Here is a 24,234-nt window from a genome sequence, read left to right as displayed (position 1 = left end):
AAGCTTGAAGATCATGGTGAGAAACCCCTTCCACATGAGGTTTAAATACTTGGGTAAAACGAGAGTGAACATGAGTAGGTAAGGAGAGACAATGATTCAGCTTGAGGAACAGCATGCAGTTCAGGACACAGAGCAGTGCGTAAACAAGACATTGCTCACGTATGTCGATTACCCATTTAATGGTCAGAGGTGTTTTTCCTATCCGCAGTATGTTTATGAAAAAGGTGTTTTCACTCCTATCGGAAAAGCAGCGTTTCCAGACGAGGGCTGTCTGCCCATGGTGGTGGATTCTTCTTATAGTCTTGATGATCTGGAATCCATGTATGGCAGGCTCGTCATAATGAATCTGTCGACGAGCGAGATTCAGGAGAACCGCTATTATCCGATTAACGAGTCTTCTCGCTACAACGGAATCATTAATCCGTCGCGCCCGCATTCTATGATAGAGTTCACCAAATTAAGCCAGCACGGCTTGTCCTCCGTGCTCATGCAGGTGGTGGACATCCAGGAGCGCGTATCGTTTGAGCGCCCGTTCGATGACCCCGTGCATTTGGGGCTTGGACAGGCGCTGCCGCAGACGAATTACATCTTGGTATCTCAGGTCGATAATGGGCGTAAGCTCTACTATGGGCCCTTTGAATACTCCATCCATCAGGGCGATCGCATCTCGTTGGAAGCGGCTTCCGATACTGATTTCGAGCGTCGTATTTCGGGAGTGGACGAAGCGAACCTGGAGTTCTCCATCGACCTTTGCGATCAGAACGAGGATACCAAGGCGGTGTTCGTGTCGGCTGAGGAGTTTCGTCAGCAGATGGAACATCCCGTCGTTGCCTACGACTGGATTAGCGATAGTGAGCTTATCGACGCGCTCGGACGCATTGCTCTCAACAGCGATGTTGATATTTCAAAATCCCAGATGAAGCGGCTCAAAACTGCCATCTCTCGCTACAAAGAGGAGATGGCGAAGATCGGCTTCTCGGAGGAACGCCGTGATCGCATGGTCGCATTGGTCGAAGGGTATGCGGATTGGCAGAGTCTCCCGGAGCGCATGAAGTCGCAATCGGTTGAGAACATCCCAACGGATCAACTGGCTGCTTATGTGCTCTCCGATGACCATTTCCGTGATTTCTATGAGAAGGTTATCGAAAACGATCAGGTGAAGGAGAAGGTGGCGCGTGCCGAATCAGAGTTGATGCGTCAGCTGCAGAATCTCAAGTTGGGGATCGAGCAGGCTGCGCAGGAAAAAAGCAAGCTTGAAACCAAGGTTCGCTTGCTTGAAGAGCGGCATGATGAGGTTGTGGAGGGGTATCAGCGCGAGGCGCAAGAGCAGATTGAGCGGCGTAACCAGGAGATAGAGGAGAAACGTGCAGAAGCCGAGCGTTTGGAGGCGGAGCTTGATCGCCTCAAGCGCGAGCGTATCGTTGCTGAGGAGCAGATCGACAGCATCATCGAGAGCATGGGCAGTGGGTTCAAGGGAAGTGAGAAGATTCTCGAGAACATCGTGATTCGGCGAATCATCGAGTCGGTCGCGCCTGGGGTTGGTGCTGCTCAGACGATCAGCTGCGAGCCGACGCCCGAGCAGCGAGTTGCAGTCTCTAGCCAATTGGCCGCTCCTGTGATTCGAGATGACGAGAGCTCTATGGGCGATGAGGAGGTAGTTGGCTTCTTGGAAAGCGGTATCTGCGAGGGTGCAGGCCGCGATTACGACCGTAACGAGGTGATCAATCTACTGACTTGCCTCATGCAGGGCTATGTGGTGACACTGGCTGGCATGCCGGGTACGGGAAAGACGAGTCTTGCAAATATTCTCGCCGATGTGCTGGGCGTATCAGCTGAAGGGGCGAACCGCTTCTGTGAGGTGTCGGTTGAGAAAGGATGGACTTCCTATAAGGACTTTATCGGCTACTACAACCCCTTTACGAAAACCCTTGAGCGCGCCAATGCGGCTGTATTCGATGCCTTTTCGGGCTTGGATTCCGAGGCTCGCAGTGCGGTGGTGTCTCCTGCGCCGTATCTGTTCCTCCTCGATGAGGCAAATCTCAGTTCTATCGAGCATTACTGGTCACCCTTTCTGCGCACTTGCGACACATTCCGGCGGCAGCCATCGCGGCTGTCGCTCGGCGGTCCCGATGATCTGATCGTGCCGCCGTGGGTGCGCTTTATCGCAACGGTTAATTTTGATCATACGACCGAAGAACTCTCACCTCGGTTCCTCGACCGTAGCTGGGTCATCACTCTTGATCCGCAGCCGATCGACTTCATGGAGAACGATGTGACCGAGCCTCTTTTGGACTATGCGGCGGAGAAGCCGTTCTCGTACGAAAAGCTCATGCAGGTGTTCGGAGTCCGTCAGGACGATGTCATTTCTTCGAAGCTGCGCGCAAAGACTAAAGAGGTATTTGATGTTTTCGCCAAGCACGGAAGCCCTCTGAGCCGACGAAGTCAGTCGATGATCCGCGATTACCTGGGGACGACCTCTCGCCTTATGAATATGTCCACGGCAGAGGCAGCTTATGCGCCTGTTGATTTCGCAGTTGCGCAGAAGCTGCTCCCGTCGCTCAACGGACCAGCGGAGCGTCTTGAGAGTCTTTTGAACGACTTGGCGGGAGTTGGAGGTTTGGGCAGAACAACTAGTCGAATTGAGCACATGTTGAAGGCGGGGCAAGACAGTGGCTACTACCAGTACTTCGCCTAAGGCATCTACCGACTTTGCCCTGAGGCTACGGCTTTGGGAGCGTGGTGCCGCCGCTGCCAATGGCAGTGTATATCCGCTGTTCGCTGGAAGAGTGGGAACAGGAGAAATAGACTATGCAGACGATGCGTGCGTTCGGGAGAGCGGTCGATATGCGGTCGATTTTCTCTCAAAACACGATCTCGGCCGCATTGGCGTAAAGCTCACCTTGGATGGGCAGAGCTTTCTAGAGCCTACGGTAAGCGCTGTGGGCGATTTCGTCGACTACGGAAACGAACGATACCATCGTTATGTCTGTTCGCTTGGCGAAGACGACCAGCGGCTGTTCCGAATGGCCTTGGGATTCGTGTCTATTGGGGTGACGCTCCGCACAGCATCCGGCGAAACTTTTCTTTTTTGGACGAGAGACATACCCTGTCTTTGTGAGCGCGAGAACCAGGAGCGCTCGATAAAGGGAATGATTGACATACTGCTGGGATCTGAGGAAACCGAGCCTATGCGCTGGATGCTTCACCCCCAGTTGATGGCAGAGGAGAGAAGGTCGTTTCTCGACGGGCAAATTGTGGACTCGTCGCGGTCCGTCCGCTCTTTTGTCAGCCTGGCTGATGCGGTCGTGTCATGCTACGAGCGCGAACTCTCTATATTTCGTGCGATGCCCCATTGCCGCACGGAAAGACGACAGGAGATCATAGATGGCCGTCGGGCACGCCAGGTGGGCACGAATGAGTTGCTTTGGCTGGCGAAAAACGCCCATGTTCTTCATGGGACTTCTGCGGGGTCGGGCATGGTGTTATCTGGTCGTTCTGTTATGCCGAGAAAGCTTCAAACGGCTACGATGAGAAAGTGTCTCGACAATCCAGAGAACCGAAGTGTTCTTGCTTTTTTGCGTGAAGTTGTTTCGCGCGTGAGCGAGGTGGAGGAAAAGGCTCGGGAGGCGGTGCGAAAGCTGGAGGACACCGCGCGCAGGCTCGAGGGCGCTTCGCTATCTGGGGGCCTTCTCCTTCCCTTGGCGGTGGTTCGGGCCTGTATAACAGCTGAGATGCCCCAAATCGAACGCCTTAAGGCACTTCGTCAGCGAGGGTCAAGGCTCTTGCGTTCCTACTGCCAGGCATTGCCGAATGTTGCCGAGGTGTCATACCGCATGCCGCGAAGAACGAAGGTGTTTCAAGAGGTTCGACAATATGTGCGTGTGTATCGCCTTATGGAGCGATGGTCACGATTCGGTTATTTCGATATGACGCGCGATGGACTCATCTTGTCCATTCGGCGCATGGATAAGCTGTACGAGTACTACACACTCTACGAGTTGCTTTCAGCCCTCCATGCCGAGGGTTATGCGCCTGACCCCCTGCAAGACGACTCCCTTGCCTCTATTACGTACAGCTTGGATGATCCGTATTTCACCAATGAGCTGGCGGTGGCAAATCGTTACATGCTTCGTTGCGGCGACATGGCGGCTACGTTGTATTACCAGCCAGTGCTTTACGGGGATGAACGAGAAGAGGGGGGAATTGCTCTGCATCGGACGACACCTCGCTATGTCTTTGGCAGAGGAGATCTCGACTCGTATTGGACACCGGATTTTCTTTTGGTTATGACGGATTCTGATCATGTTGTGGCGACGGTGATTTTCGATGCGAAGTTCAGGACTATGCAAAGCGTTGAGCGCTGTTACGAGAAGGGAAGCGCTTTCACCGAATGCCTGAGCAAATATAAAAACGCTGTTGACTCCGCTGACGGTCGAGGGGTGGATGCACTTTGGTTGTTGTGCGGACGTGAAGAGCGACCTGTGATAAAGCCATTTCAGACCTCCTCTTGGGCCCGCCGGCATAGAAACGCTTTGCCGGACGGGTTGGCAAGCGTGTCTCCGAGGGGAAATGGCATTTCGGATTTGCTTGAATTGCTGCAGGTAACGAAGCGCTCTGTGGCTAGCGCACCTCATGGCGCGGAAGAGGAGAGTGCAATCCCCGGTAAGATGGATGCGGGGAGGGCTGATAAGAGCGCAAAGGCCCAATCATCAGATAAGAATTCTTTGCCTGAGATAAAGGATTCTGCTCGTTTCGAGCCCGATGAGATCCCGACCAAAACAAGAGGCTTGCGGATAGGAGAGGCGTCTGAATGTATTCCTGTCGTATCTGCGGAGCCGCCCGTTTCCGAGCAGAGGCCTCAGAAAGAAGAGATAGCTCCCGACATTTTAAAAGCTATTCGTGAGGTTTGCGAGATCACGGTTGATAAAAAGAGGTTTGTCACATCCAAAGCAAGCGCGGCTCTACTGGGCTTCAGCCATCCTCTGCTGCGAGCGATTGCTCCAGAAGGCCGCGAGAGGAGACTCTACACATCTAAGCCTGTCGATATTGATGGGCGCGAAGTGTTCGTGTACAAGCAATGGCGCCCTATGAACATAATCAAGCTTCGTTCGTTGCAGACCAGCTTAAAAAAGATGGCCGCGCAAGTGTCGTCCGACTCGGGAGGGCTTGATAAATGAGGATATGCGACTACATCATAGGCTCTGGAGAAGCTTGTGCGTGCAAGTGGGGGCATCTCTGCCCCTCGTCTTGCGCGCCCTTTGTCGGCGCTGCTATAATGACGGCCAGCGGATGCCCGTGTTCGAAGTTGCGGGCAGCGCCGTTTATGTTTCTGCTGACCGCAAGCGAGCTAGCGCTTGCGGTCAGGCTTCGTTTCGGGGCGCGAACCCCGTGCTGCGGACACGGCCTTGACCATCGCCGTCGCCAACCCCACCGCCGAGGCGGCAAGCTTCAGCAACTGAATAACCAAGTCCATGGGCGAATCACCTCCTTCCGTGAAAGAAGGCGCTGCCAGCACACGGGGCTTAGTCCGCTGACCTTGATCCATTATATCAATAATACACAAACATTTGTACTTAAATACAAGGATAATCGTACCTTTTCTCAGGAAAGGAGGGCCGCTTAGTGGCTACGCTCATTGCCGATAAGTACGAGGCTTGGAAGGCCGAGGCGAACGCTCGCTTCGACCAGCTGAAGGCCAACGAGGAAGAGCTGAACCGCATCTTCGCGGAGATATACGGCATGGTGGGGGAGGTGCCTATCGAGGTGGAGGACAAGTACGTGTCGGTAGCGCGCATCTTCGACACCGCCGAGGAGATTCCCGAATCGTTCAAGGGCAACAAGTACGTGCGCACGCGCCGCGACGAGATCGTCTCGCTCATCAGCTACGCCGTGGGCTGCATGCTGGGGCGCTACTCGCTGGACAAAGACGGCCTCATTCTGGCCAACCAGGGCGACACGCTGAGCGACTATCTCGCCCAGGTGCCCGAGCCCACCTTCATGCCCGATGAGGACAACGTGCTGCCCATCACCGACGACGAGTACTTCGACGACGATATCGTGGGCAACTTCGTCAACTGGGTGCGCGCCGCCTACGGTGAGGAAACGCTGGAGGAGAACCTGCGCTACGTGGCCGAGGCCCTCGGCGGCAAGGGAAGCCCGCGCCAGGTGATCCGCGACTACTTCGTGAAGGAGTTCTTCGCCGACCATTGCAAGACCTACAAGAAGCGTCCCATCTACTGGCTGTTCGATTCCGGCAAGAAAAACGGCTTCAGGGCGCTCGTGTACATGCACCGCTATCGCCCCGACCTTCTGGCGCGCCTGCGCACCGACTACGTTCATGAGCAGCAGGAGCGCTACCGCACCCTTATCGCGCACGGGGAAGAGGCCGAAGCCGAGGCCGTGGGAGCCGAGAAGACGCGCATCGCGAAATCGCTCAAGAAGCTGCGCGACCAGCTGGACGAAACCACTGCCTTCGAGGAGCGCGTGCACCACCTGGCCGACCAGATGATAGAGATAGACCTCGATGACGGCGTGAAGGTGAACTACGCCACCTTCCAAGACGTACTGGCGAAGATCAAATAGGAGAAAAGGAAGAAACCATGCCTTTCGATGCGAACACCTTCTTTGCCCAGACTCTCGACCTTACGTTTGAGGGGGACGAGCAGACTTTCAGCTCGGCCGGCAATTTTCTGTCCGAGGCCCAGAGACTCCTTGACGCGGGCGAGCCTTATCCTGAGGAATATGCCTTCCTCGAGGATTTCGCCAACTTGGATAGCCTGCCTTTCACGGAGGTATCACAGAGGGTTGAAGTGGCGGGTTTGCCTTTGGATGGGTTGAGCGACGTCATCCTGTTTCTCAAGGTGCTGGCTTACTACGGGAATGTATCGTTCAAGGGCGCGCTTTATTCGCCCCAGTCCTTTGATATGGTGGATTCATACGTTATCTACTTTCTGAGTATTGGCGAGAACGAGCATGGGAAGGTGCTCGATATCCAGCAGTACGGACGGCCGATAGGGGAGGGCCCGCTTGATATCCAGGACGAAATTGAGCGCTGGTTCAGTGGGAAAAACCCGCGGCGCCGGGAGATAGAGGAGGAGAACGCTGCCCGTCGAGACGGGGATGACGATGAAGCTGAAAGCTCCTCGGATAACGTGGCGACCCTTGATTTTCCGGCGCTCATGTTGACGCTGCTTTCGGGCAACTGGGTGTTCTTTAACGGGGGAGAGATTGTTTGGAACGGAGAGCATCACGAGATAGTGGGCATTCAGATTAACGCCGACCAGATTGATGAGCTCATGTCGTTCTGGAATCGCTACACCACCGATTTCGACGATGTCAATGAGGTCGTGGAGTATTTTCTCGCCTTCATGAGGGAATTGGAGGAAGACGAGGCTCTGGTTGTCCCGCGCGATCGCATTGCGCCGGGTATTTGCCGGGCTTTACCCGATGGCCCCCTCACGGGCATCACGTTCGCGAATTTGGCCGCATGCGGAGCCGCTTTCCAGGTTGTCTCAGTGAAGGGCGACACCTACAGCGTTGTTTTCGATACCCGTCTTGCCTTAGGCGTACCGCAGTTCTTCAATTTTGTGGCTCGCCTTCTGTGGGATTGGCGCCAGATATTGAAGTCGGTGCAAGGCGAGCCGTTCAAAATCATATTCGGCGCAGCGCGCAACTTTGATGTCGATCAGTATCTTGGCGGGGTGGACGAGCCTGTGCACGGCGCTCAGGAGAACCCCATGATACTGGAGGTGACTGCCTGTCCGGAGATTGTGTTGTCCGAAGCCGAGGCGGGTGCGACCGAGCTATCGTGCGAGGAGGCGGCCGCATGCGGGGAAACGCCGTGCGAGGAGACGCTGCGCGGGGAAACGCCGCGTGAGGAGGTGGCCGCGCGTGAGGAGTTGCGGTGCGAGGAGGCGCCACGTGGGGAGGCCGGCGTGCATGAGGAGCTTCCGCGCGGGGATGCCGAACGGGAAGAGGCGGAGCGCGCCTTTCAGCTTCAAGTTCTCTCAGACCGAGAAGGCCTGCTTGTAGGTGACCAGAAGCTCGTCTTCGACGCCATCAGCTTGGTCGGGGGTGGCGTGAGTGTTGATGAGCTCAGCCCAATTGTCGAGATTGAGGGCGGTGCGAAGGCCCTTCGCAAGGTTATCCTGCCCGAACTTCTCGAAGCGGGGCTGGTGCGGGCGTACAAGGAAAGCGCGCCGGGGGCCGATGACAATGTGCGAGACAAGCGATTCTATACATGGAGCCAGGTGCGATTCTCCCTCATGAAGAAGGCGGACAGGAAGGCATTCGGCGAATGTGCAAAGCGCCATTTGCTCGAAGTGGCCGACGATCCCATCATGAGTGAGGTGAGTGCCGAAGTAATGCGTCTTGAGAGTGAGTTGAGTCGATGCTCGTTGGAAAAGCAGCGATTGAAAGGCGAGCTCAAAGAAGCGAAGAGAGCGTATGAGGAAATCCGGCATCGTAACAAGGCCCTTATCAAGATCTTGAAGAGAAACGCGCGGTCGGTTGTCGGCTAGCGCCGAGAAGCTACGTGTAGATAGGAGGGATAATGCCTCATTCTCATACTGACAATCTGGTAATTGCCGCGCATGGCGAGGTGATGCTCAACATATTGCGTGCGTTTGCTCGCGATCTGAAATCAAATGTGGTGATAGGGGAGTTCGATGAGGACTTCGAGCCGATCGAAAATGCGGAGGAGCTCTTCCGTGTGATGCAGCCGTTTTTCGGTGATTACTACTGGCTCGCCTCTTCGTACACTCCTGGTTTGGGTCTCGTCGATGGATTGCGGGAGAAAGCAGAGGTGGCGCTGTATAAGCGCGGATCGCTCTATGTACTGCGAATGAACTATTACATGGTGCGGAAAAGCAATTTGAGTGAAATAAGTCGATTTGCTTCGTCGTTTTCTCCGGGAAAATATGGCATCGGATTTCTTAGTATTGAAGAGCGCGATGTCTGGAACAAGAAGGTGATGGTGTTAAAGGCTCGCGGAACCGACGAGACGCGTTGGGAAGTGATGCGCGATGAGAAGACGAGCCTCAAGCACTTTTGGCCAGAGTTGGAGAGCTGCCGAGAGGCGTGGACGCTGGGGGAGGCAGATGATTTGGCGACGATCGCCTGCAACATGGCGATGCTCACCTCGGGTTCCAGCGCCATCAGTTTCGAGGACGATGGCAATTTCATTGAAGCGCATTTCGAGGTGGTGGGAAGGTGCAGAACCGCGCATGATGGAGGGTTGAGCGCCAAAACCTTCGCGCGGCACATCTCTGCGCGCAACGTCAAAAAACAAGTGGAACATTGTCTGTCCCTGCTTCCTCAGTTGCCGACGTATCTCTGTGTGAATTCTGATGACTTCGCGCATGGAATGCCGAGCGATGCTCTTGTAGCTGGCGATAAGGTCGAGCTGCGCGTGCATTATTTTAGCAGTTTAGGGGAAAGATGCATGTTTCTCGATGCTCACTCGGAGGAAGGGCGTATTGGGGGCGTACGATTCATGACCGATAATTCTGCCAGTTACTGGAGTGCGTATCCTAACGATTCGGTTCAAATTTTTGCGCTGCTTCTCCCGTACCTCTCGGTTTCCATCGAGAGTGTCGTGCCGATAACGCACTGGCGCGGACGGGATAGCGCCTATCCTCCCAAACTCGTTCTGAAGGTGGAGTTGCGTCCCGTAAGCTTGGAAGACCTGGTCAAGGGGATAGAGCAGCGTATAGACACTGTCATCAACGGCAATCGAGACAAGGGGGGAGTGTCGTGGTAGAGCGCATCTATGTTACCGATCCGAAGCTCAGAGAACGCGAAGAGAAAGCCATTGCCGACCTCCGTGCTCTGGCTCCTGATGGCAGTACGGCGGGAATCGATAACAAGGACAAGGCTTTGGGTAAGAGGCTGTCGAAGCTGTACAAGGCCCTCGGGTACGAGAAACGCGGCGACATGATCGAGGCTTGGGGATTCACTACGGGCGGAGTTGGCGGCCGTCCTCGCAGCGTAGATCCTGCGGCGCTTGTAGATGAGCTAGCGGCATTGTTCGCAGAAAGAGAACCTGCAGATTCGCTGGAAGCTATCGCCGCCGAATTCCCCGAGTTCGGTTCGAAGATGAGAACAGTAGAGCGTTATGCCGCGGAAGTGTTCGGTCGCGGATTGGCCGACGAACTGCGTGCTCGGGGCGTTCTGAGGTGCCGGGCGGGTTTGGACGCAAGTGGAGACGCCGAGATCATAGCCATGGTTGAGCGCTTCAGAGTGCTCTATGCCGACGCGAATGACAAGCCGAAGACCATCAAAGAGCTGTTTGATGCTCATGTCGAGTACAAGCATCTAGCCAGAATGTTTTCTGACATGTCAGAGCGTTTGTTCGGGGAGAAGCCGAAGCGTTATTTGCAATCGATCGGGGTTCTTGAGGCCAATGTTTCCGCTGCCGTTGATCCCGACGAGCTTAAGGCGGTTCTCGAAGATGTGAGCCAGCGAATTGTCGGCATGGATTCGAGCAAGGCCCCGGCTACGACTTCGGCGCTGATTGCCTTGTTCCCCGAGCATGAGGCCGTGCTTTCATCGGCAAAGGCGTGCGGTGCTGTCACGAAGAAATCGCTGCAGAGAAGGGGGATCTTGCGCAAAAGCGATAGACAGAAAAAAGCCGAGCGCAACAAGCTTCTCGATCGCACGGCGCGCAATGCCTCTGTCGAGGAGTTGAGCCGGCTCTGGCGGAGTCTATCGCTGCCCGATGTCATCGGTGAGGCATCAGTCGATTCCGGCTTGCTGCCTGGGGGCATCTCGTCTGTTGAGGTCTCGAAGGGCATTGAGGTGAAGAAGGATGTTTATTCTCATGTGAGCAGTCTGTGCTATGACGAGGGGGCTAATAACGTAGGGCCCGTGCCCGAGGGCGAGCTTCGTGTGCGGGTTAGGCGTATGAATTGGGATACGAGGTATCCCTATTGTGAAAAGATGGGAGATACGGGTAAAACCGTGCCCCAAGGCTCCCGCTTCTATGGCAGGGATGCAACGGTGGTGGCCGTAAGCGAATTCGAGGGTCATGCGCTTGTGCAAGCGGAGGTGCGCGAGGTGCGTCCGTTGCGACCAGAAACGCTTCTTTACGGGCTTTTGAAAGCGGGTGCGCTTACCGCTAATGACTTCACCCTGTCAGACGACTGGCGGCGGCGCTATGCGGACGTGCTGTCGTAAGGCTTTTGATGGATTTGTGCGGTGTGGTGCGATACTGCAAGATCACAAGGAGAACCAGTGGCCGAAATTGATGTGAGGGAGCGCTTTCTGGCGCGATTTGACGAGCCGCTTTCCGGGGCGGCTCGGCGGCGCATTGTGATTTGGCACGATGCGGACGGGGAATTCGAGGAGGCGTTCGACGCTCTGGCGGCCGATGCCGAGGCGGGGCGGTTGGATGGGGGAGCGCGGCCCCTGCGGTTCTTGAAGATCCAGGATGGCGCGCTGTTCTCGGCCAAGCGCACGCTCGCGCGCGAGGATACCGAGAGCGATTTCGCCCTGTACCGCTGCCGGGCCGGCAGCGATCTGGCGGGCGACCTGCTCGCCGACGTGGAGTTGTACGCCGAGCATTTTCAGGCCGACGGGCTGTCGCTGCTCGTGCAGGCGGTGGGAGCCGCCGACACTTCCGAGGTACGCGGGGTCCTTGCCGAGCTGCGCCCCTTTTTCGCGGCCAAAGATCGCACGGCGGCCTTCGTAGCCGTGATGCCGCGGGCCCAAAGCGCGACCGATGTGCGCGCGGGCGTGCTGGCCGCGGCATTGGGGAAGATCCCTCCGACTGCCCAGGCCATCGTGCGCGCCTATGCTCTGGCCGTCTTGGCCGAAGATGAGGGGTGCCTGGAGCGCGCGCTCGATCGCCTTGGGCGCTACGGGGCCGCCGAGGCGATGCGCCGCTGCGTGGAGAGGGTCACGGGGTTCGGTGGAGACATTGGCGATGGGCGAGCCCTGATGGAGCACCTGCTGTTGTCGGCCTTCGCGGCCACGGTTTCCGCGGATCTGCTCGCAGGGCTGGAAGATCGCTATTCGGCGTCCCATGGCCAGTTTTGTCTGGGCATCGTGCACGATTGGGCCGATGCCCCCGAGGAGGAGCGGGCGGTTCTGACCGAGGCCGCCGAGCGCGTGCAGGACGACCTTAACCTGGAGATGCGCTTCGCCCGCGCCTCAGCATCGGTCCTCGTCGCCTCCGACGTGTTCCCCGCGGCCGGGCGCGCCATCGTGCGCGAACTGGCGGCATCGCTTGCCCAAGGGGCCGATCGGCGCGCCGAGGTGCGCGAGGTTGCCGGCGTGCGACGCGGAATGTCCGACTATGGCGAATTGGCCGGCTATTTCGATATGATGGAGGCGGCATGCGCCATGCAGGATTTCCTGCGCGGCCATGGCGAGGGCTACCATGAGGTCACCGCAGCTGCCGTATGGAAGGCCTACACCGCCGATTGGTGGCAGATGGATCGCGCCTACCGCCGTTTCTGCGAGGCGCACCGCCGTTGCGCTCGTCATGGCGTGCCCGATCTCTCCGAGGTGGCAGACTCCCTGTCCGATTGGGCGGAGCGGCAGTACGCCAATGGGTTCCTCGTTCCCGCCAACGAGTGCTGGGCGACCGTGGCCGAGGCCGACTGGGCCCGCGAGGGCTGTGTGGCGGGCGTGCCGAACCAGCGGCGCTTTTACGACGAGGTGGTGGAAAACGAGCTGGCCGGTGCCAAGCGCGTCGTGGTTATCGTGAGCGACGCCTTGCGCTACGAGGTGGCGCGCGAGCTGGCCGATACCCTTGAGCGCGGCCAGCGGGTGTCATGCGCGGTCGATGCCGTGCAGGGCCCCTTCCCCTCCATCACGAGCTTCGGCATGGCGGCGCTGCTGCCCCACCGATCCCTGTCGGTGAACGCGGCTCGGGGTCTGGCGGTGTTGACCGACGGCGCGCCCGCGGCGACGACCGAGCAGCGCCGGGCGGTGCTCCGGGCGCGGCGTCCGGCCTCGGGGGCCTTCCGGGCCGCGGACGTGCTGGCCATGAAGTCCGCCGAACAGCGCGAGCTCGCCCGCGATGCAGAGGTGATCTACCTCTACCACAACACGGTGGACGCCACCGGCGAGGACGCCTCGACCGAGCACGATGTGTTCGGCGCGTGCCAACGGGCCATCGACGACATCTGCGGGTTGGTGCGCATCGCCACCAACCAGTTCAAGGCTACGCGCATCGTGGTGACGGCCGACCACGGGTTTTTGTACACGCGCGAGGCAGCGCCGGCCGCCGACAAGTATTCCCAGGCTTCTTTGGGGGACGAGGCCATCGCGGTGGGCGAGCGCTACGTTATCGCCCCATCGGGTGCGGCGGATGACCTGCTTCTGAGGGTGTCTTTAGACCCAGTGGGGGCAGAAGGGCTCGTGGGGCTTGCGCCGCGCGGTTTCGTGCGCATCAATCGCCCGGGAGGCGTGAGCCGCTATGCCCATGGGGGCGTCAGCCTGCAGGAGCTCTGCGTGCCGGTACTTCGCGTTCGCTACGGCGGCTCCCGTTCCAAGAGCATCGACAACGCCGTGGCCGCCGAAGTGAGGTTGCTGGACACTAACCGGCGCATCACGTCGATGCTCTTCGGCGTGCGGCTGTACCAGCCCGAGCCGGTGAGCGGAAAAGTCGCTCCCGCCACCTACGAGCTGATGCTTGCGGACGGCTCGGGCAATCCCGTGAGCGATACGCGCCGCGCGGTGACCGACCGGGCCGACGCCGATGAACAGGCCCGCATCGTGGAGGTGCGCTTTGCCCTGCGCGAGGGCCGCTCCTACGGCCCCGGCGAGCCCTTCTACCTGGTGGCGCGCAACCAGGATACGGGCGAGGTGGCCTGGAAAGAGGAGTACCAGGTGGATATCGCCTTCGCCCCGATGGACGATTTCGGATTCTAGGAGGATACGGTGAGAGAAAACGAGGAGAACTTCTTTGCCCCGTCGTCGGTTGATCCGGCAGTTGAGTCCTGGGACGACGACGCGGTATTCGCCGACCCCATCGCCACGGCACCGGACGCAACCGCAAGCGACGGGGCCCCGGTCGCGTCCTGCGATGAGACGATCGATGGCAGCCCATATGAGACCGATGACGCCATCAACGAGGCCATGGACGAGGCATCCGCTGCCGCTGCGGCCGATGGCCTCTTCGGAACCGACGAGGTGGATCGGCTGGCCGTGGAGCATTTCCCCGGCAAGATCGTGCGCAAAGACCTGACGGCCCTCATGAAGCGGGGCGCCAACGTGCCCACCTTCGTGCTGGAATATCTGCTCGGCATGTACTGTTCCACTGACGATCCCGTGGCGGTGGAGGCGGGACTGGAGCGCATTCGGGGCATTCTTTTGAACAACTACGTGCGCCCCGATGAGTCCGAGGTCATCAAGTCCAAGATACGCGAGCTGGGCTCCTACACCGTCATCGACAAAGTGTCTGCGCGCCTGGACGAACGCAACGACAATTATGTTGCCTCCTTCACCAACCTGCGCATCGAGCCCTTCGTCATGCCTGCGGAGTATGTGCGTCAGTTCACGAAAATCCTCCAAGGCGGCATTTGGTGCATCATGCGCATTCAGTACACCCATCCGGTAGACGACGGCTTCGCCGACATCTTCGACGAGCCGACGCCCAAAAAGAAAGAGAAGAGCCGCGGGTCGCAGGATTCGCCCTTCAGCGTCATCAGCCTGAACCCCATCCAAATGCCCAATCTCGATCTGAATTCGATGATAGACCAACGGCGCCACTTCACTACCGAGCAATGGCAGGGGCTGCTGCTGCGTTCGGCGGGCTATGAGCCTACGGCCCTTACCGAGAAAGAGCGCATGCACTTTCTCGAGCGCATGGTGCCCCTGATCGAGCGCAACTACAACCTCTGCGAGCTGGGGCCGCGCGGCACGGGCAAATCACATATCTACAAGGAGATTTCCCCCTATGCCATTCTGCTGTCCGGCGGCCAGACCACTACGGCGAACCTGTTCGGGCGCATGAACGCCCGCGGCGAGAGCCGGCTGGGGCTTGTAGGGCTCTGGGACTGCGTCACCTTCGACGAGGTGGCGGGTATGAACTTCAAGGACGCCAATGCCGTCCAGATCATGAAGGATTACATGGCCTCGGGCAGCTACGCCCGCGGGCGCGATACGCTCAACGCCGATGCCTCCATCGTCATGGAGGGCAACATCAACGATTCGGTGCAGAACGTGCTGAAGACCACGCATCTGTTCGATCCCTTTCCCCCGGAGTTCAACGACGACAGCGCCTTTTTCGATCGGATCCACTACTACCTGCCCGGCTGGGAGATTCCCAAGATGCGCTCGAACCTGCTGACGGAACATTACGGGCTGATCACCGACTGCCTAAGCGAGTTCTGCAAGGAGATGCGCCGCAAGGACTTCACGCATCTCATTGACCGCTACTTCCGGTTGAACTCCGACTTCAACAAGCGCGATGAGATAGCCGTGCGCAAGACCTTCAGCGGGCTGGCGAAGCTGCTGTTTCCCGACGGCGAGATGGCCAAAGACGACGTGCGCTGGATACTCGAGTACGCCATTGAGGGGCGGCGGCGCGTGAAGGAACAGCTGAAGATCATGGCCGGCGTGGAATTCATCGACGTGGCCCTGGGCTACTACGATGCGGACGATCCCACCGACGTGCGCGTGGTGCCGGTTCCCGAGCAGTCCGACGGCTCGCTCGTTCCCGACGCGCCCCTTCTGCCGGGCCATGTGTTCGCCATCGGCCATTCGGCGGTCACGGGAGAGTGCGCCGTCTACAAATTGGAGAACCGGGCGGTGGCCGGCGAGTTCAAACTGCAGACCGAGGGGTTGGGCCGCTCCAGGGCGGTGCAGGAGGCCTTCAAGGCGGCGTTCAACTACTTCGAAAACAATGCGCCTCGCGTGGCGCCGGGCATGCATATCGGTGTCAAGGACTATCTGCTGTTCTTCAACGATCTGCAAGGGAAGGGGCCTTCCGACGAGGTATCCCTGGCCGAGTTCGTCGGGCTGTGCTCGGCGGCGGCGAACCGACCTGTGGCGCCGGCACTTGTGATTCCGGGCGTGCTGCGCATGTCGGGCACCATGGGCGAGCTGCGCGATCTGGAGGACATTCTGCGCGTGGCCCGCAACGCCGGAGCGCGGCGCATCCTTCTGCCCATGAGCGCCATACGCGACCTGCAGGACATTTCCTCGGAGCTGATCGGCGCCGTGAGCCCCGATTTCTATCCAGATGGGGATGCGGTGTCCGCAGCCAAGAAGGCCTTGGAGCTTTAAGGAGACATTATGGCTGAGAACGAGCATATGGAGCGTGCGGTGGAGCCGGAGACGCTGGTGGAGGCCCTGGTCGAGCGTGATGCGGCGGCCCGGGAGGCCCGCGCGAGGCAAGACCTTCGGCAGCAGAGGGCCCGCGAGCTGATGACGGTGCTCGATGCGGTGAAGTCGCGGGCCCAGAATGAGCGGGAGCGGCGCGCTCGGCGGGCCGCTCGGGCTGTTGAATGCATGTGCCAAGATGTCGAGCAGGATGCCCTGGGGCGGCTCGCGCGCGACCCTCGAACGCCCCAGACCATCAACTATCGTCAGCGTTACCGGGCGTTTTTGCACATGGAAGATCGCGGCCAGCTATTCGCGCGCCTTGAGCAGACGCTTGATTTGGCCGATCGCATCCTCGGCCTTGTCCCGAAGCTTGATGTGGACGCGGCCTTCCGGGAGACCGCTCGGGCCATTGCTGCCTGCATCGAGCTGCGGGTGGGGAAGGCGCCCGTGCCGTCCTTGGAGGAAGAGCGGCCAGCTGCTTCGGAAGAGGGAGCCTTGGGCGGTATTTCGGAAGGTGGTGAAGATAGGGCGGCATTCCCGTCGGGTTGCGCCGCCGGAAGCGCGGGAGAGGGGTGCGGCTTGGATCGTCTGCTCGATCGGGCCTTCGCCGCCGCGTCCATCGCCGAGGACGGGGCGGCCGGGCTGCTCGCATCTGAGAGCGAGTTCGAAGATGCGAAGCGCGCCCTTGAGGAGGAGCTTGACGGAGTTGCCGCCGATGAGGAGATGCGCGGCGCTCAGCAGGCGGTGGGCGCTGTCATCGACGTGTCCGGGTTTCCTGCCTTCAACGGCTCCGCAACGCTGGAAGTCAAATACTCGCCGGATGAGTTATCCGCGCTCTCTTCGCTGGTGCGCGTCTCCTTCGAGACGTTCAAGCGCGTGGTGCAGGACCACGGCCTGTTTGCCGCCTTTGCCGCTGACGGTGCCTTCGGGAGCTGTTCCTACGACCCATGGTGGTCCACGGGCTGGCTCGACGACCAGCGTGTCGATCTGCTCTCCGTCCTGGGTAGAGACGAGGATGCCGGGCGGGATATTCCGGTGACCTTCGAGGAGGACAAGGGCGGTGACGCTCCGGCCCGCGCCATCGAGCGCATGAAAGAGTTCAACGCGAAGCCCTTCTACGGCATGCTCGACGACAATTTCGCCTTCCATACCGAGGCCTTCTGGTACGGCTTCCGCAAGCTCATGGAATACATCAACGATCTTTGCAAGGTGGATACGGGCGACTTCTGCGAGTACCTGGAGGACTTGAACGCGTTCATTGCCGGCGAGGCTGAGCAGCTGGGCCTGCGCATGAGCGATAAACAACTCGCCGAATGGTGTGAAGCTCTTCAAGATGCGTCTTAGGGATGGTGCGGAGTTTTTTCAAGGGGGCGTCTATGGCAACGATCGACGTTGACGCGTTGCGCGGATATTTGTGCGACTACTACGGCACGGCCATGATGGGCGGCCTGTGGCCTGCCGCGGCCGACTTGGGCGAGGTTGATGCGCTGGATGGCTACGAGCTGTGCGAGCTTGCCGAGGCGCTGGGTGTTGACTTGCGGCAGTTCGTTGTAGGGGATCGGGAGGGCTCGTAGGCGCCGTCTCGCGTCGTTCGCGGGGATTTGGCGAATCGCGGGGTGGGGCTTGCGTGCCCTCATAATGCCTTCGACTTGAACTGTACGGAAAAATTACGTACAATATAGAAGTTCCATTGGCGTTAGAAAACGGAGGCAAGCTATGGCGACGGCGACGAAGGCTAGCCGATTCGATATGAGGCTAACGAGCGAACAGCGCAGCGAGATTGAGCGGGCGGCCGCCATCCAGGGTAAGACACTGACCCAATGGGCGCTCGATCACCTGCTTGAGGCGGCTCGCCACGACGTCGAGCGCGAGACTACGACGCGCCTTGCGTCGGAGGCCTTCGATCAGTTTGCCGCTGCCCTCGACCAGCCGATGCCCGCTGCGGCCCAGGCACTTATGGAGCACAAGGCGGTTTGGGAGTAATGGGCGCGTTCGAAGCGCCCCGCAAGTTGACTGCCGATGACGATCTGGGTAATTTCTGCTGTGGCGTGGCCGTCGTGGACGAGTGGGCGCGCAACAGGGCCCACGGTGCCGAAAGAAACGGAACGGCGGTGGTGTACGTCGTGGGCTGCGACGGTGCAGTGGCGGGACTGTACTCCCTGTGCACCCATTCTGTTGTGCGCGATGACGTGGGCGGCGGATGGCTCCGGCGCAATACCCCCGAGGCCATTCCGGCGATCCTGCTGGGCATGCTCGGGGTCGACAAACGCTTCCAAGGCGAACGCCTAGGGGTCTCGCTGCTCGGCGATGCGCTGCGTCGCTCCCTGATGGTGGCCGACCAAGTTGGAGCGAAGGCGCTGCTGGTGGATCCGGTTGATGAGCAGGCGCGGGCCTTCTACGGGAAATATGGCTTCAAGGACATTCCGGGTATGGGTCGCATGTTCGTGCCTTTGAAGAGGTAGGCGCCGTCGAGACGTGTCGTACGTGCTGCTGCCGTGCGGAAAATGCGGCGCTGGCGGGTGCGCGAACTCGGGGGGTGGCGCGTTCGTATACAATAGGAAATGATTCGTACCTGATCGATTGAGGACACAAGTATTTCCATGACTAAATCTTCCGAATTGAACGAAGCCGCACCTGAAGCGGCGTGCGCGGCCGGTGCCCCTGCGGCTGCCGCGGCCCCCTTCGCCTCGGTGGCCGTTATCGGCCTCGGGCTCATCGGGGCCTCGCTGGCGGCCACGTTGGCGGCCAAGATGCCGGGCGTGCGCGTCTTCGGCGTGGACACCGACGCGGCCACTTGCGCCACGGCGGTGGAGCGCGGCTGGTGCGCCGAGGCGGCCGGCCCTAATGACGCGGCCTTCCGCGCCTTCATCGAGGGCGACTGCGAGCTGGTGGTCATCGCCACCCCCGTGGCGGCCGTGGACGACTACCTGGGCCGCCTGCGCGACTGGGGCTATACGGGGCTCGTCACCGACACCATCTCCACCAAGGGCCACATCCTGGCTGCCGCCGAAGAGCTCCTGCCCGCGCCTGCACGGTACGTGCCGGGACATCCCATGGCCGGCTCCGAGCAGAACGGCATCGCCGGGGCCCGGGCCGATCTGTTCGAGGGCGCGAACTGGATCCTCTGCCCCGACGAGCGCACGGCCCCCGAGGACTTCCAGCGCATGCACGAGCTCATCACGGGTCTCGATGCCCGCGTGGTGTCCCTGCGCCGCGAGGAGCACGATTCCGCCATCGCCATCGTGAGCCACGTGCCCCACATGGTGGCCTCGTCCCTCATGCAGCTGGCCAGCGCCCACGCCGACGATTCCCGATCGCTCATGCGCCTGGCCGCCGGCGGCTTCAAGGATTCCACGCGCATCGCCGCCGGGTCTCCGAAGCTGTGGTGCGGCATCGCCTTTGACAACGCGGCGGCCCTGCGCGACGGCCTGGCCGAGATGGCCGCCATCATCGGCTCGTTCGCCCAGGCCCTGGAAGAGGGCGACCGAGAGACCTTCACGCGGCTTCTGGCCGAGGCCGCCGAGGCCCGCCGCGCCCTGCCGGCCGCCTGGGTGCCCTCCACCGAGAAGCTCCTGGAGGTGCGCATCCCCATGGTGAACCGCACCGGCGTGGTGGCCGAGGTGTGCACCATCGCCTCGTCGGTGGGCTGCAATATACAATCCATCGACATCGACCACATCAGCGAGGGCAACGCCGTGCTCTCCCTCATCCTGACCGATGAGGGCGATATCGGCCAGCTGTCGCTGCAGCTGATCAATGCCGGTTTCTCCGTATCGTTCAGTCCCCTTATGCCGAAGGAGTACGCCCATGTCGACTGAGAACCTGCCTCCCTACACCACCATCGAGCCCTTGGGCGGCCCGCTTACGGGCGCCTGCCATGTGCCCGGTGACAAGTCCATCTCGCATCGGGCCGTGCTCTTCGCCGCCATGGCAGAAGGCACCTCGCACCTGACCGGCGTGTTGGATTCGGAAGACGTGCGCGCTTCCATCCGCGCCGTGGAGGCTCTGGGAGCTGTGGTGGCGCTCGACCGGCAGGCCGACGGGAAGCTGGCCGGCACGGTGACCGGCTGGGGCGCGGAAGGGCCGCAGCAGCCCGATGCCCCCATCGACTGCGGCAACTCCGGCACCACCGCCCGTCTGCTCATGGGCATCGTGGCGCCGTGGGACATCGCCGTTACCATCACCGGCGACGCCAGCCTGCAGAAGCGCCCCATGCGCCGCATTGTGGCCCCGCTCGCGAAGATGGGCGCTACCTTCGAGCCGGAATCCCCCGAGCACCTGCCCATCACGGTGCACGGCACCCGCCGTCTGCGGGCCATCGAGTACGCGAGCCCCATGGCCTCGGCCCAGCTGAAGACCGCCGTGCTTCTGGCCGGCACCTTCGCCGAGGGAGCCACCACGGTGACCGAGCCCGCGCCCTCGCGCAACCACACCGAGCTCATGCTGCCCGAGTTCAACGTGCCCACCACCGCCGGCACTCGCGTGGCCGGCGTGGAGGGCCCCGCCGAGATGCTCGCCTCCGACGTGGTGGTGCCCGGCGACCCCTCCTCGGCCGCCTTCATCGCCGCCGCGGCCCTGCTCACGCCCGGCAGCTCCGTCGCCATCGAGAACGTGTCGCTGAACCCGGCCCGCATCGGATTTGTGCGCACCCTGGAGCGCATGGGCGCCGACATCGAAGAGACCTACGGCGGCGCCGAGGGCAAGGAGCCCCGCGGCACTCTGCGCGTGCGATTCACCCCGACCCTGCGCGGCTGCGAGGTGCCCTCCCAGCACATCGCCTCGGTCATCGACGAGATTCCCGTGCTGGCCCTGGTGGCGGCCCATGCCCGGGGCATCACGGTGTTCCACGAGGTGGGCGAGTTGCGCGTGAAGGAATCCGACCGCTTGGCCGCCATCATCGAGGGCCTGGCCCAGCTGGGCGTGGACGCCTGGGAGGAGGGGGATGACCTGCTCATCGAGGGCAACCCCGACCTCACCGTGCCCGAGGGCCTCGTGTTCAACTCCCATGGCGACCACCGCCTGGCCATGACCTGGGCGCTTGTGGGCGCCTGCGGGTCGGTGCCCGTGGATGTGACCGATTTCACCTGCGTGGCCGTAAGCTACCCCGATTTCCTCGCCGACCTGAAGGAGCTGGTGCGTTAATGATCGTCGCCATCGATGGGCCCTCCGGGGCCGGCAAGTCCACCGTGGCCAAGGCCGTGGCCAAAGAGCTCGGCTTCTCCTGCCTGGATACGGGCGCGATGTACCGCGCCATCGCCTGGCAGGCGCTGCAGAACGGCGTCTCCCTCGACGACGAGGCGGCCCTGGGCGAGATCGCCCGCACCTACGAGATCGCCTTCGGCCACGTGGAGGGCGACCCCGTGCCCAAGCGCGTGTTCATCGGGGATGCGGAAGTGACCGACGCCATCCGCACGGCCGAGATCGACCGCGCCGTGAGCCCCACCTCGGCCGCCCCCTCCGTGCGCGCCGCCCTGCTCGACCAGCAGCGCCGCATCGGCAACGCCGGCGACTATGTGGTGGAGGGCCGCGACATCGGCACTGTGGTGTTCCCCGATGCGGCCGTGAAGGTGTTCCTCACCGCATCGGACGAGGAGCGGGCCCATCGCCGCGTGCGCCAGAACGTGGATCGCGGCATCGGCTCCATCGACTACGAGGAGGTGCTGGCCGACCTGCGCCGCCGTGATGCGGCCGACTCCTCCCGGGCCACCGCGCCTCTGCGCCCTGCCGAAGATGCCGTGCAGATCGACTCCACGAGCCACTACATCGAGGAAGTCATCGACCAGATCTGCGCCCTGGCACGGGAGGCCCGCTAGCGGCTCTGCCTGGTCGGGGCCACGGGGCATTCCGATTCGCTCTGCAGTCCTCGCTTTGGAGAACAGGACATGTAGTCCTGTTCTCGTCGCTGCGGAACTCGCTCGGTCGGAACGCTCCGTGTCCCCTCTACGCTTGTACTTTGCTGAGAAACGGAATGGAACCCTATGAGTCTCTTTCTGAAATACTCCGACATGTGGGACATGGACCTCGGTGGTCGCGACCGCGAGCGTGGGGAGATTCCCCATTGGTTCGGCAACCTGGCCTGGATCGTCATCGGGGGTCTGTGCAAGCTGCTGTTCCGCTACCGCGTGGACAACCGCCAAAAGCTGCGGGCGTTCCAAGGGGCCTCCGGAGCGCTCGTCATCTGCAACCACACGTCGTTCTTTGATGTGGTGTTCATGTACCTGGCCGCGCGGCCGAAGCAGTGGGTGCGCCTCATGGGCCGCGATACGCTGTTCGGCAACGCCGGCGGTCTGCTCGGCCAGATTCTCTCGCGGGTGGGCGCCTTCCCCGTGAAGCGCGATACGGCTGACATGGCTTCCATCAAGCGGGCCGTGCGCATGCTGAAGAACGACGAGCTCGTGGGCATTCTGCCCGAGGGCACCCGTCGCGGCAAGACCGATCGGGTGGCCTCCATCCACGCTGGGGTCTCAGTTATCGCCCGCATGGCGAAGGTGCCCATCTTGCCCATGACCGTGCGCGGCGTGGAGAAGATCAAGAACAAGGGCGAGCGCGTGCGCTTCCCGAAGGTGACCGTGGACTACGGCGACCCCATCCTGGTGTCGGACTTCGACTTCCTGCCCAAGGAGGAGCGCGTGGAGGCCTGCACCTGGTACGCCATGCGCGAGAGCTTCGCCCTGTTCTACCGCGTGCCTGCCGAAGACGTGGACATGGTGGCCCTGTTCCCTGAGACCCGCGACTACGCCCCGGTATTCGCCGAGCATCCCATCCCGCACCACACGAGCGACGAGCTGGCCTGCGCCGCCCGCGCTGCCCGCGCCGAGAAAGAGGCCAAGGCTGCTGCCAAGGCCGTGGGGTCCGCCGCTAAGGCCGAGGGTGTCGAGAAAGAGTAGATTTCTGGCTTGGAATCGACGGTTTCGGGGGAATTTCCTCTGGTTTTCTGTCGAAAAAGCAACATTTACCGTGCTGATGGCTTGAAAAGAACGGTTTGGTGGACAGAGAATACCCCAAACCGTCGATTCCAAGCCAATTTTGCCCAAGAAGGTCGGGCGGGGGCGGAAGCTCGCATCCGAGAAGGAGTAGCCATGGAAGTGATTCGCGCGAAACGGGCTGGGGCCTGCTACGGCGTGCAACGGGCCCTGGACATGGCCGCCGAGGTGATCGAGGCGGGCGGCCGCGCCTACACCCTGGGGCCGCTCATCCACAACCCCCAGGTGGTGGACGAGTTGGCGGCCCGGGGCGCTGCGGCCGTGGCGTCGGTGGAGGACATTCCCGCCGCGGCCAGAACCGACGCCGCAGCCGCTGACGAGGCACCGGCCGTGGTCATTCGCTCCCATGGGGTGACGCCCGAGGTACTGGGAGCCGTGGTGGAGCGCGGCTTTTCCGTGGTGGACGCCACCTGCCCCCATGTGTCCCGCGCCCAGGCCGCCGCGGCCGAGCTGGCCCGGGAGGGCTGCCGCGTGGTGGTGCTCGGCGAGGCGGGGCACCCCGAGGTGGAGGGGCTCACCGCCTGGGCCCGCCAGGCCGGCGGCAAGGTGGATGTGGTGGCCGGCCCCGGCGAGATTCCCGCGGGGCTCTACGATCCGGTGGGCGTGGTGGCCCAGACCACCCAGCGCAAGGAGAACCTGGAAGCGGTGGTGGCCGCCCTGCGCGAGCAGGGGCTCGATCCCATCGTGAAGAACACCATCTGCTCGGCCACGCGCCAGCGCCAGGAGGCCGCCGCCGATCTGGCCTCGGCGGTGGACGCCATGGTGGTCATCGGCGGCCGCAACTCGTCGAATACCACGCGCCTGGCCGAGGTCTGCGCCCTTACCTGCCCGCGCACCTTCCATATCGAGTCGGTCGACGAGTTGGAAGCGACGGCCTTCGCCGGCTGCCGCCGCATCGGCGTCACGGCCGGCGCCTCCACGCCCGAGAACCAGATCGCCTCCGTGGAGGCCTTCTTGAAGACTCTGTAGGCAGCCA

The 24,234-nt window shown here is 61.1% G+C and carries 18 protein-coding genes; 17 read left to right on the top strand and 1 reads right to left on the bottom strand.

All coding sequences use genetic code 11. The annotated features are described in order from the left end of the window. The first annotated feature begins 91 nt into the window (after positions 1–91). Positions 92–2,695: a hypothetical protein gene (locus G503_RS0108050; RefSeq protein WP_028027180.1), complete on the top strand. Its 2,604-nt coding sequence runs from the start codon at positions 92–94 to the stop codon at positions 2,693–2,695. After that, complete coding sequence (locus G503_RS0108040) at positions 2,670–5,177, top strand: DUF2357 domain-containing protein (RefSeq protein ID WP_156891968.1); 2,508 nt, start codon at positions 2,670–2,672, stop codon at positions 5,175–5,177. The genes G503_RS0108050 and G503_RS0108040 overlap by 26 nt, the downstream gene beginning before the upstream one ends. A 170-nt stretch (positions 5,178–5,347) precedes the next feature. Here the strand turns inward: G503_RS0108040 and G503_RS16875 are convergent, their stop codons facing one another. Further along, a complete protein-coding gene (locus G503_RS16875; RefSeq protein ID WP_257482934.1) occupies positions 5,348–5,473 on the bottom strand; it encodes a hypothetical protein in 126 nt (41 codons plus the stop codon). A 149-nt stretch (positions 5,474–5,622) separates the two neighbouring features. On the opposite strand from G503_RS16875, the gene G503_RS0108030 reads away from it, so the two are divergent. The 15 genes from G503_RS0108030 (at position 5,623) to ispH (ending at position 24,227) form a co-directional block, all read left to right on the top strand. Continuing rightward, on the top strand, positions 5,623–6,582 hold the full coding sequence (locus G503_RS0108030; protein WP_028027178.1) for a BREX-1 system adenine-specific DNA-methyltransferase PglX: 960 nt from the start codon (positions 5,623–5,625) through the stop codon (positions 6,580–6,582). Between the two features lie 17 nt (positions 6,583–6,599). Next, on the top strand, positions 6,600–8,519 hold the full coding sequence (locus G503_RS0108025; protein WP_028027177.1) for a hypothetical protein: 1,920 nt from the start codon (positions 6,600–6,602) through the stop codon (positions 8,517–8,519). Between the two features lie 32 nt (positions 8,520–8,551). After that, positions 8,552–9,760 carry a hypothetical protein gene (locus tag G503_RS0108020; RefSeq protein ID WP_028027176.1) on the top strand — a complete coding sequence of 403 codons (1,209 nt, stop codon included), beginning with the start codon at positions 8,552–8,554 and terminating at the stop codon, positions 9,758–9,760. Then, positions 9,754–11,175: a hypothetical protein gene (locus tag G503_RS0108015; RefSeq protein ID WP_028027175.1), complete on the top strand. Its 1,422-nt coding sequence runs from the start codon at positions 9,754–9,756 to the stop codon at positions 11,173–11,175. The genes G503_RS0108020 and G503_RS0108015 overlap by 7 nt, the downstream gene beginning before the upstream one ends. A 57-nt stretch (positions 11,176–11,232) precedes the next feature. Next, complete coding sequence (gene pglZ / locus G503_RS0108010) at positions 11,233–13,878, top strand: BREX-1 system phosphatase PglZ type A (RefSeq protein ID WP_028027174.1); 2,646 nt, start codon at positions 11,233–11,235, stop codon at positions 13,876–13,878. A gap of 9 nt (positions 13,879–13,887) precedes the next feature. Continuing rightward, positions 13,888–16,236 (top strand): protease Lon-related BREX system protein BrxL, encoded by a 2,349-nt coding sequence (brxL, locus tag G503_RS0108005; protein ID WP_202805172.1) that lies wholly within the window; start codon positions 13,888–13,890, stop codon positions 16,234–16,236. 9 nt (positions 16,237–16,245) lie between these two features. Beyond that, positions 16,246–17,619 (top strand): hypothetical protein, encoded by a 1,374-nt coding sequence (locus G503_RS0108000; RefSeq protein ID WP_028027172.1) that lies wholly within the window; start codon positions 16,246–16,248, stop codon positions 17,617–17,619. A gap of 32 nt (positions 17,620–17,651) precedes the next feature. Beyond that, a complete protein-coding gene (locus G503_RS0107995; RefSeq protein ID WP_028027171.1) occupies positions 17,652–17,849 on the top strand; it encodes a hypothetical protein in 198 nt (65 codons plus the stop codon). A gap of 175 nt (positions 17,850–18,024) precedes the next feature. Next, positions 18,025–18,258: a type II toxin-antitoxin system TacA family antitoxin gene (locus G503_RS0107990; protein WP_136435261.1), complete on the top strand. Its 234-nt coding sequence runs from the start codon at positions 18,025–18,027 to the stop codon at positions 18,256–18,258. Further along, the gene (locus tag G503_RS0107985) at positions 18,258–18,737 is read left to right on the top strand and encodes an N-acetyltransferase (RefSeq protein WP_051191056.1); all 480 of its coding nucleotides are present in this window, start codon (positions 18,258–18,260) and stop codon (positions 18,735–18,737) included. The genes G503_RS0107990 and G503_RS0107985 overlap by 1 nt, the downstream gene beginning before the upstream one ends. 138 nt (positions 18,738–18,875) lie before the next feature. Continuing rightward, positions 18,876–20,093 (top strand): prephenate dehydrogenase, encoded by a 1,218-nt coding sequence (locus G503_RS0107980; protein WP_084636421.1) that lies wholly within the window; start codon positions 18,876–18,878, stop codon positions 20,091–20,093. Continuing rightward, complete coding sequence (gene aroA, locus G503_RS0107975; RefSeq protein WP_028027167.1) at positions 20,083–21,417, top strand: 3-phosphoshikimate 1-carboxyvinyltransferase; 1,335 nt, start codon at positions 20,083–20,085, stop codon at positions 21,415–21,417. Before G503_RS0107980 ends, aroA begins: the two co-directional genes overlap by 11 nt. After that, entirely contained in the window at positions 21,417–22,088 is a 672-nt protein-coding gene (gene cmk, locus G503_RS0107970) for a (d)CMP kinase (protein ID WP_028027166.1), read from the top strand. The genes aroA and cmk overlap by 1 nt, the downstream gene beginning before the upstream one ends. Positions 22,089–22,253: 165 nt before the next feature. Beyond that, positions 22,254–23,162, top strand: a complete 909-nt coding sequence (locus tag G503_RS0107965) for a lysophospholipid acyltransferase family protein (protein ID WP_028027165.1) — start codon at positions 22,254–22,256, stop codon at positions 23,160–23,162. Positions 23,163–23,354: 192 nt separating this feature from the next. Further along, positions 23,355–24,227, top strand: a complete 873-nt coding sequence (gene ispH, locus G503_RS0107960) for a 4-hydroxy-3-methylbut-2-enyl diphosphate reductase (RefSeq protein WP_028027164.1) — start codon at positions 23,355–23,357, stop codon at positions 24,225–24,227. Positions 24,228–24,234 lie beyond the last annotated feature (7 nt).

The sequence above is a fragment of the Adlercreutzia mucosicola DSM 19490 genome, from assembly GCF_000422625.1.
Classification (GTDB): Bacteria; Actinomycetota; Coriobacteriia; order Coriobacteriales; family Eggerthellaceae; genus Adlercreutzia; species Adlercreutzia mucosicola.
The sequence above is the reverse complement of the archived record's forward strand: the minus strand, read 5'-3'. Positions and strand labels throughout refer to the sequence as shown.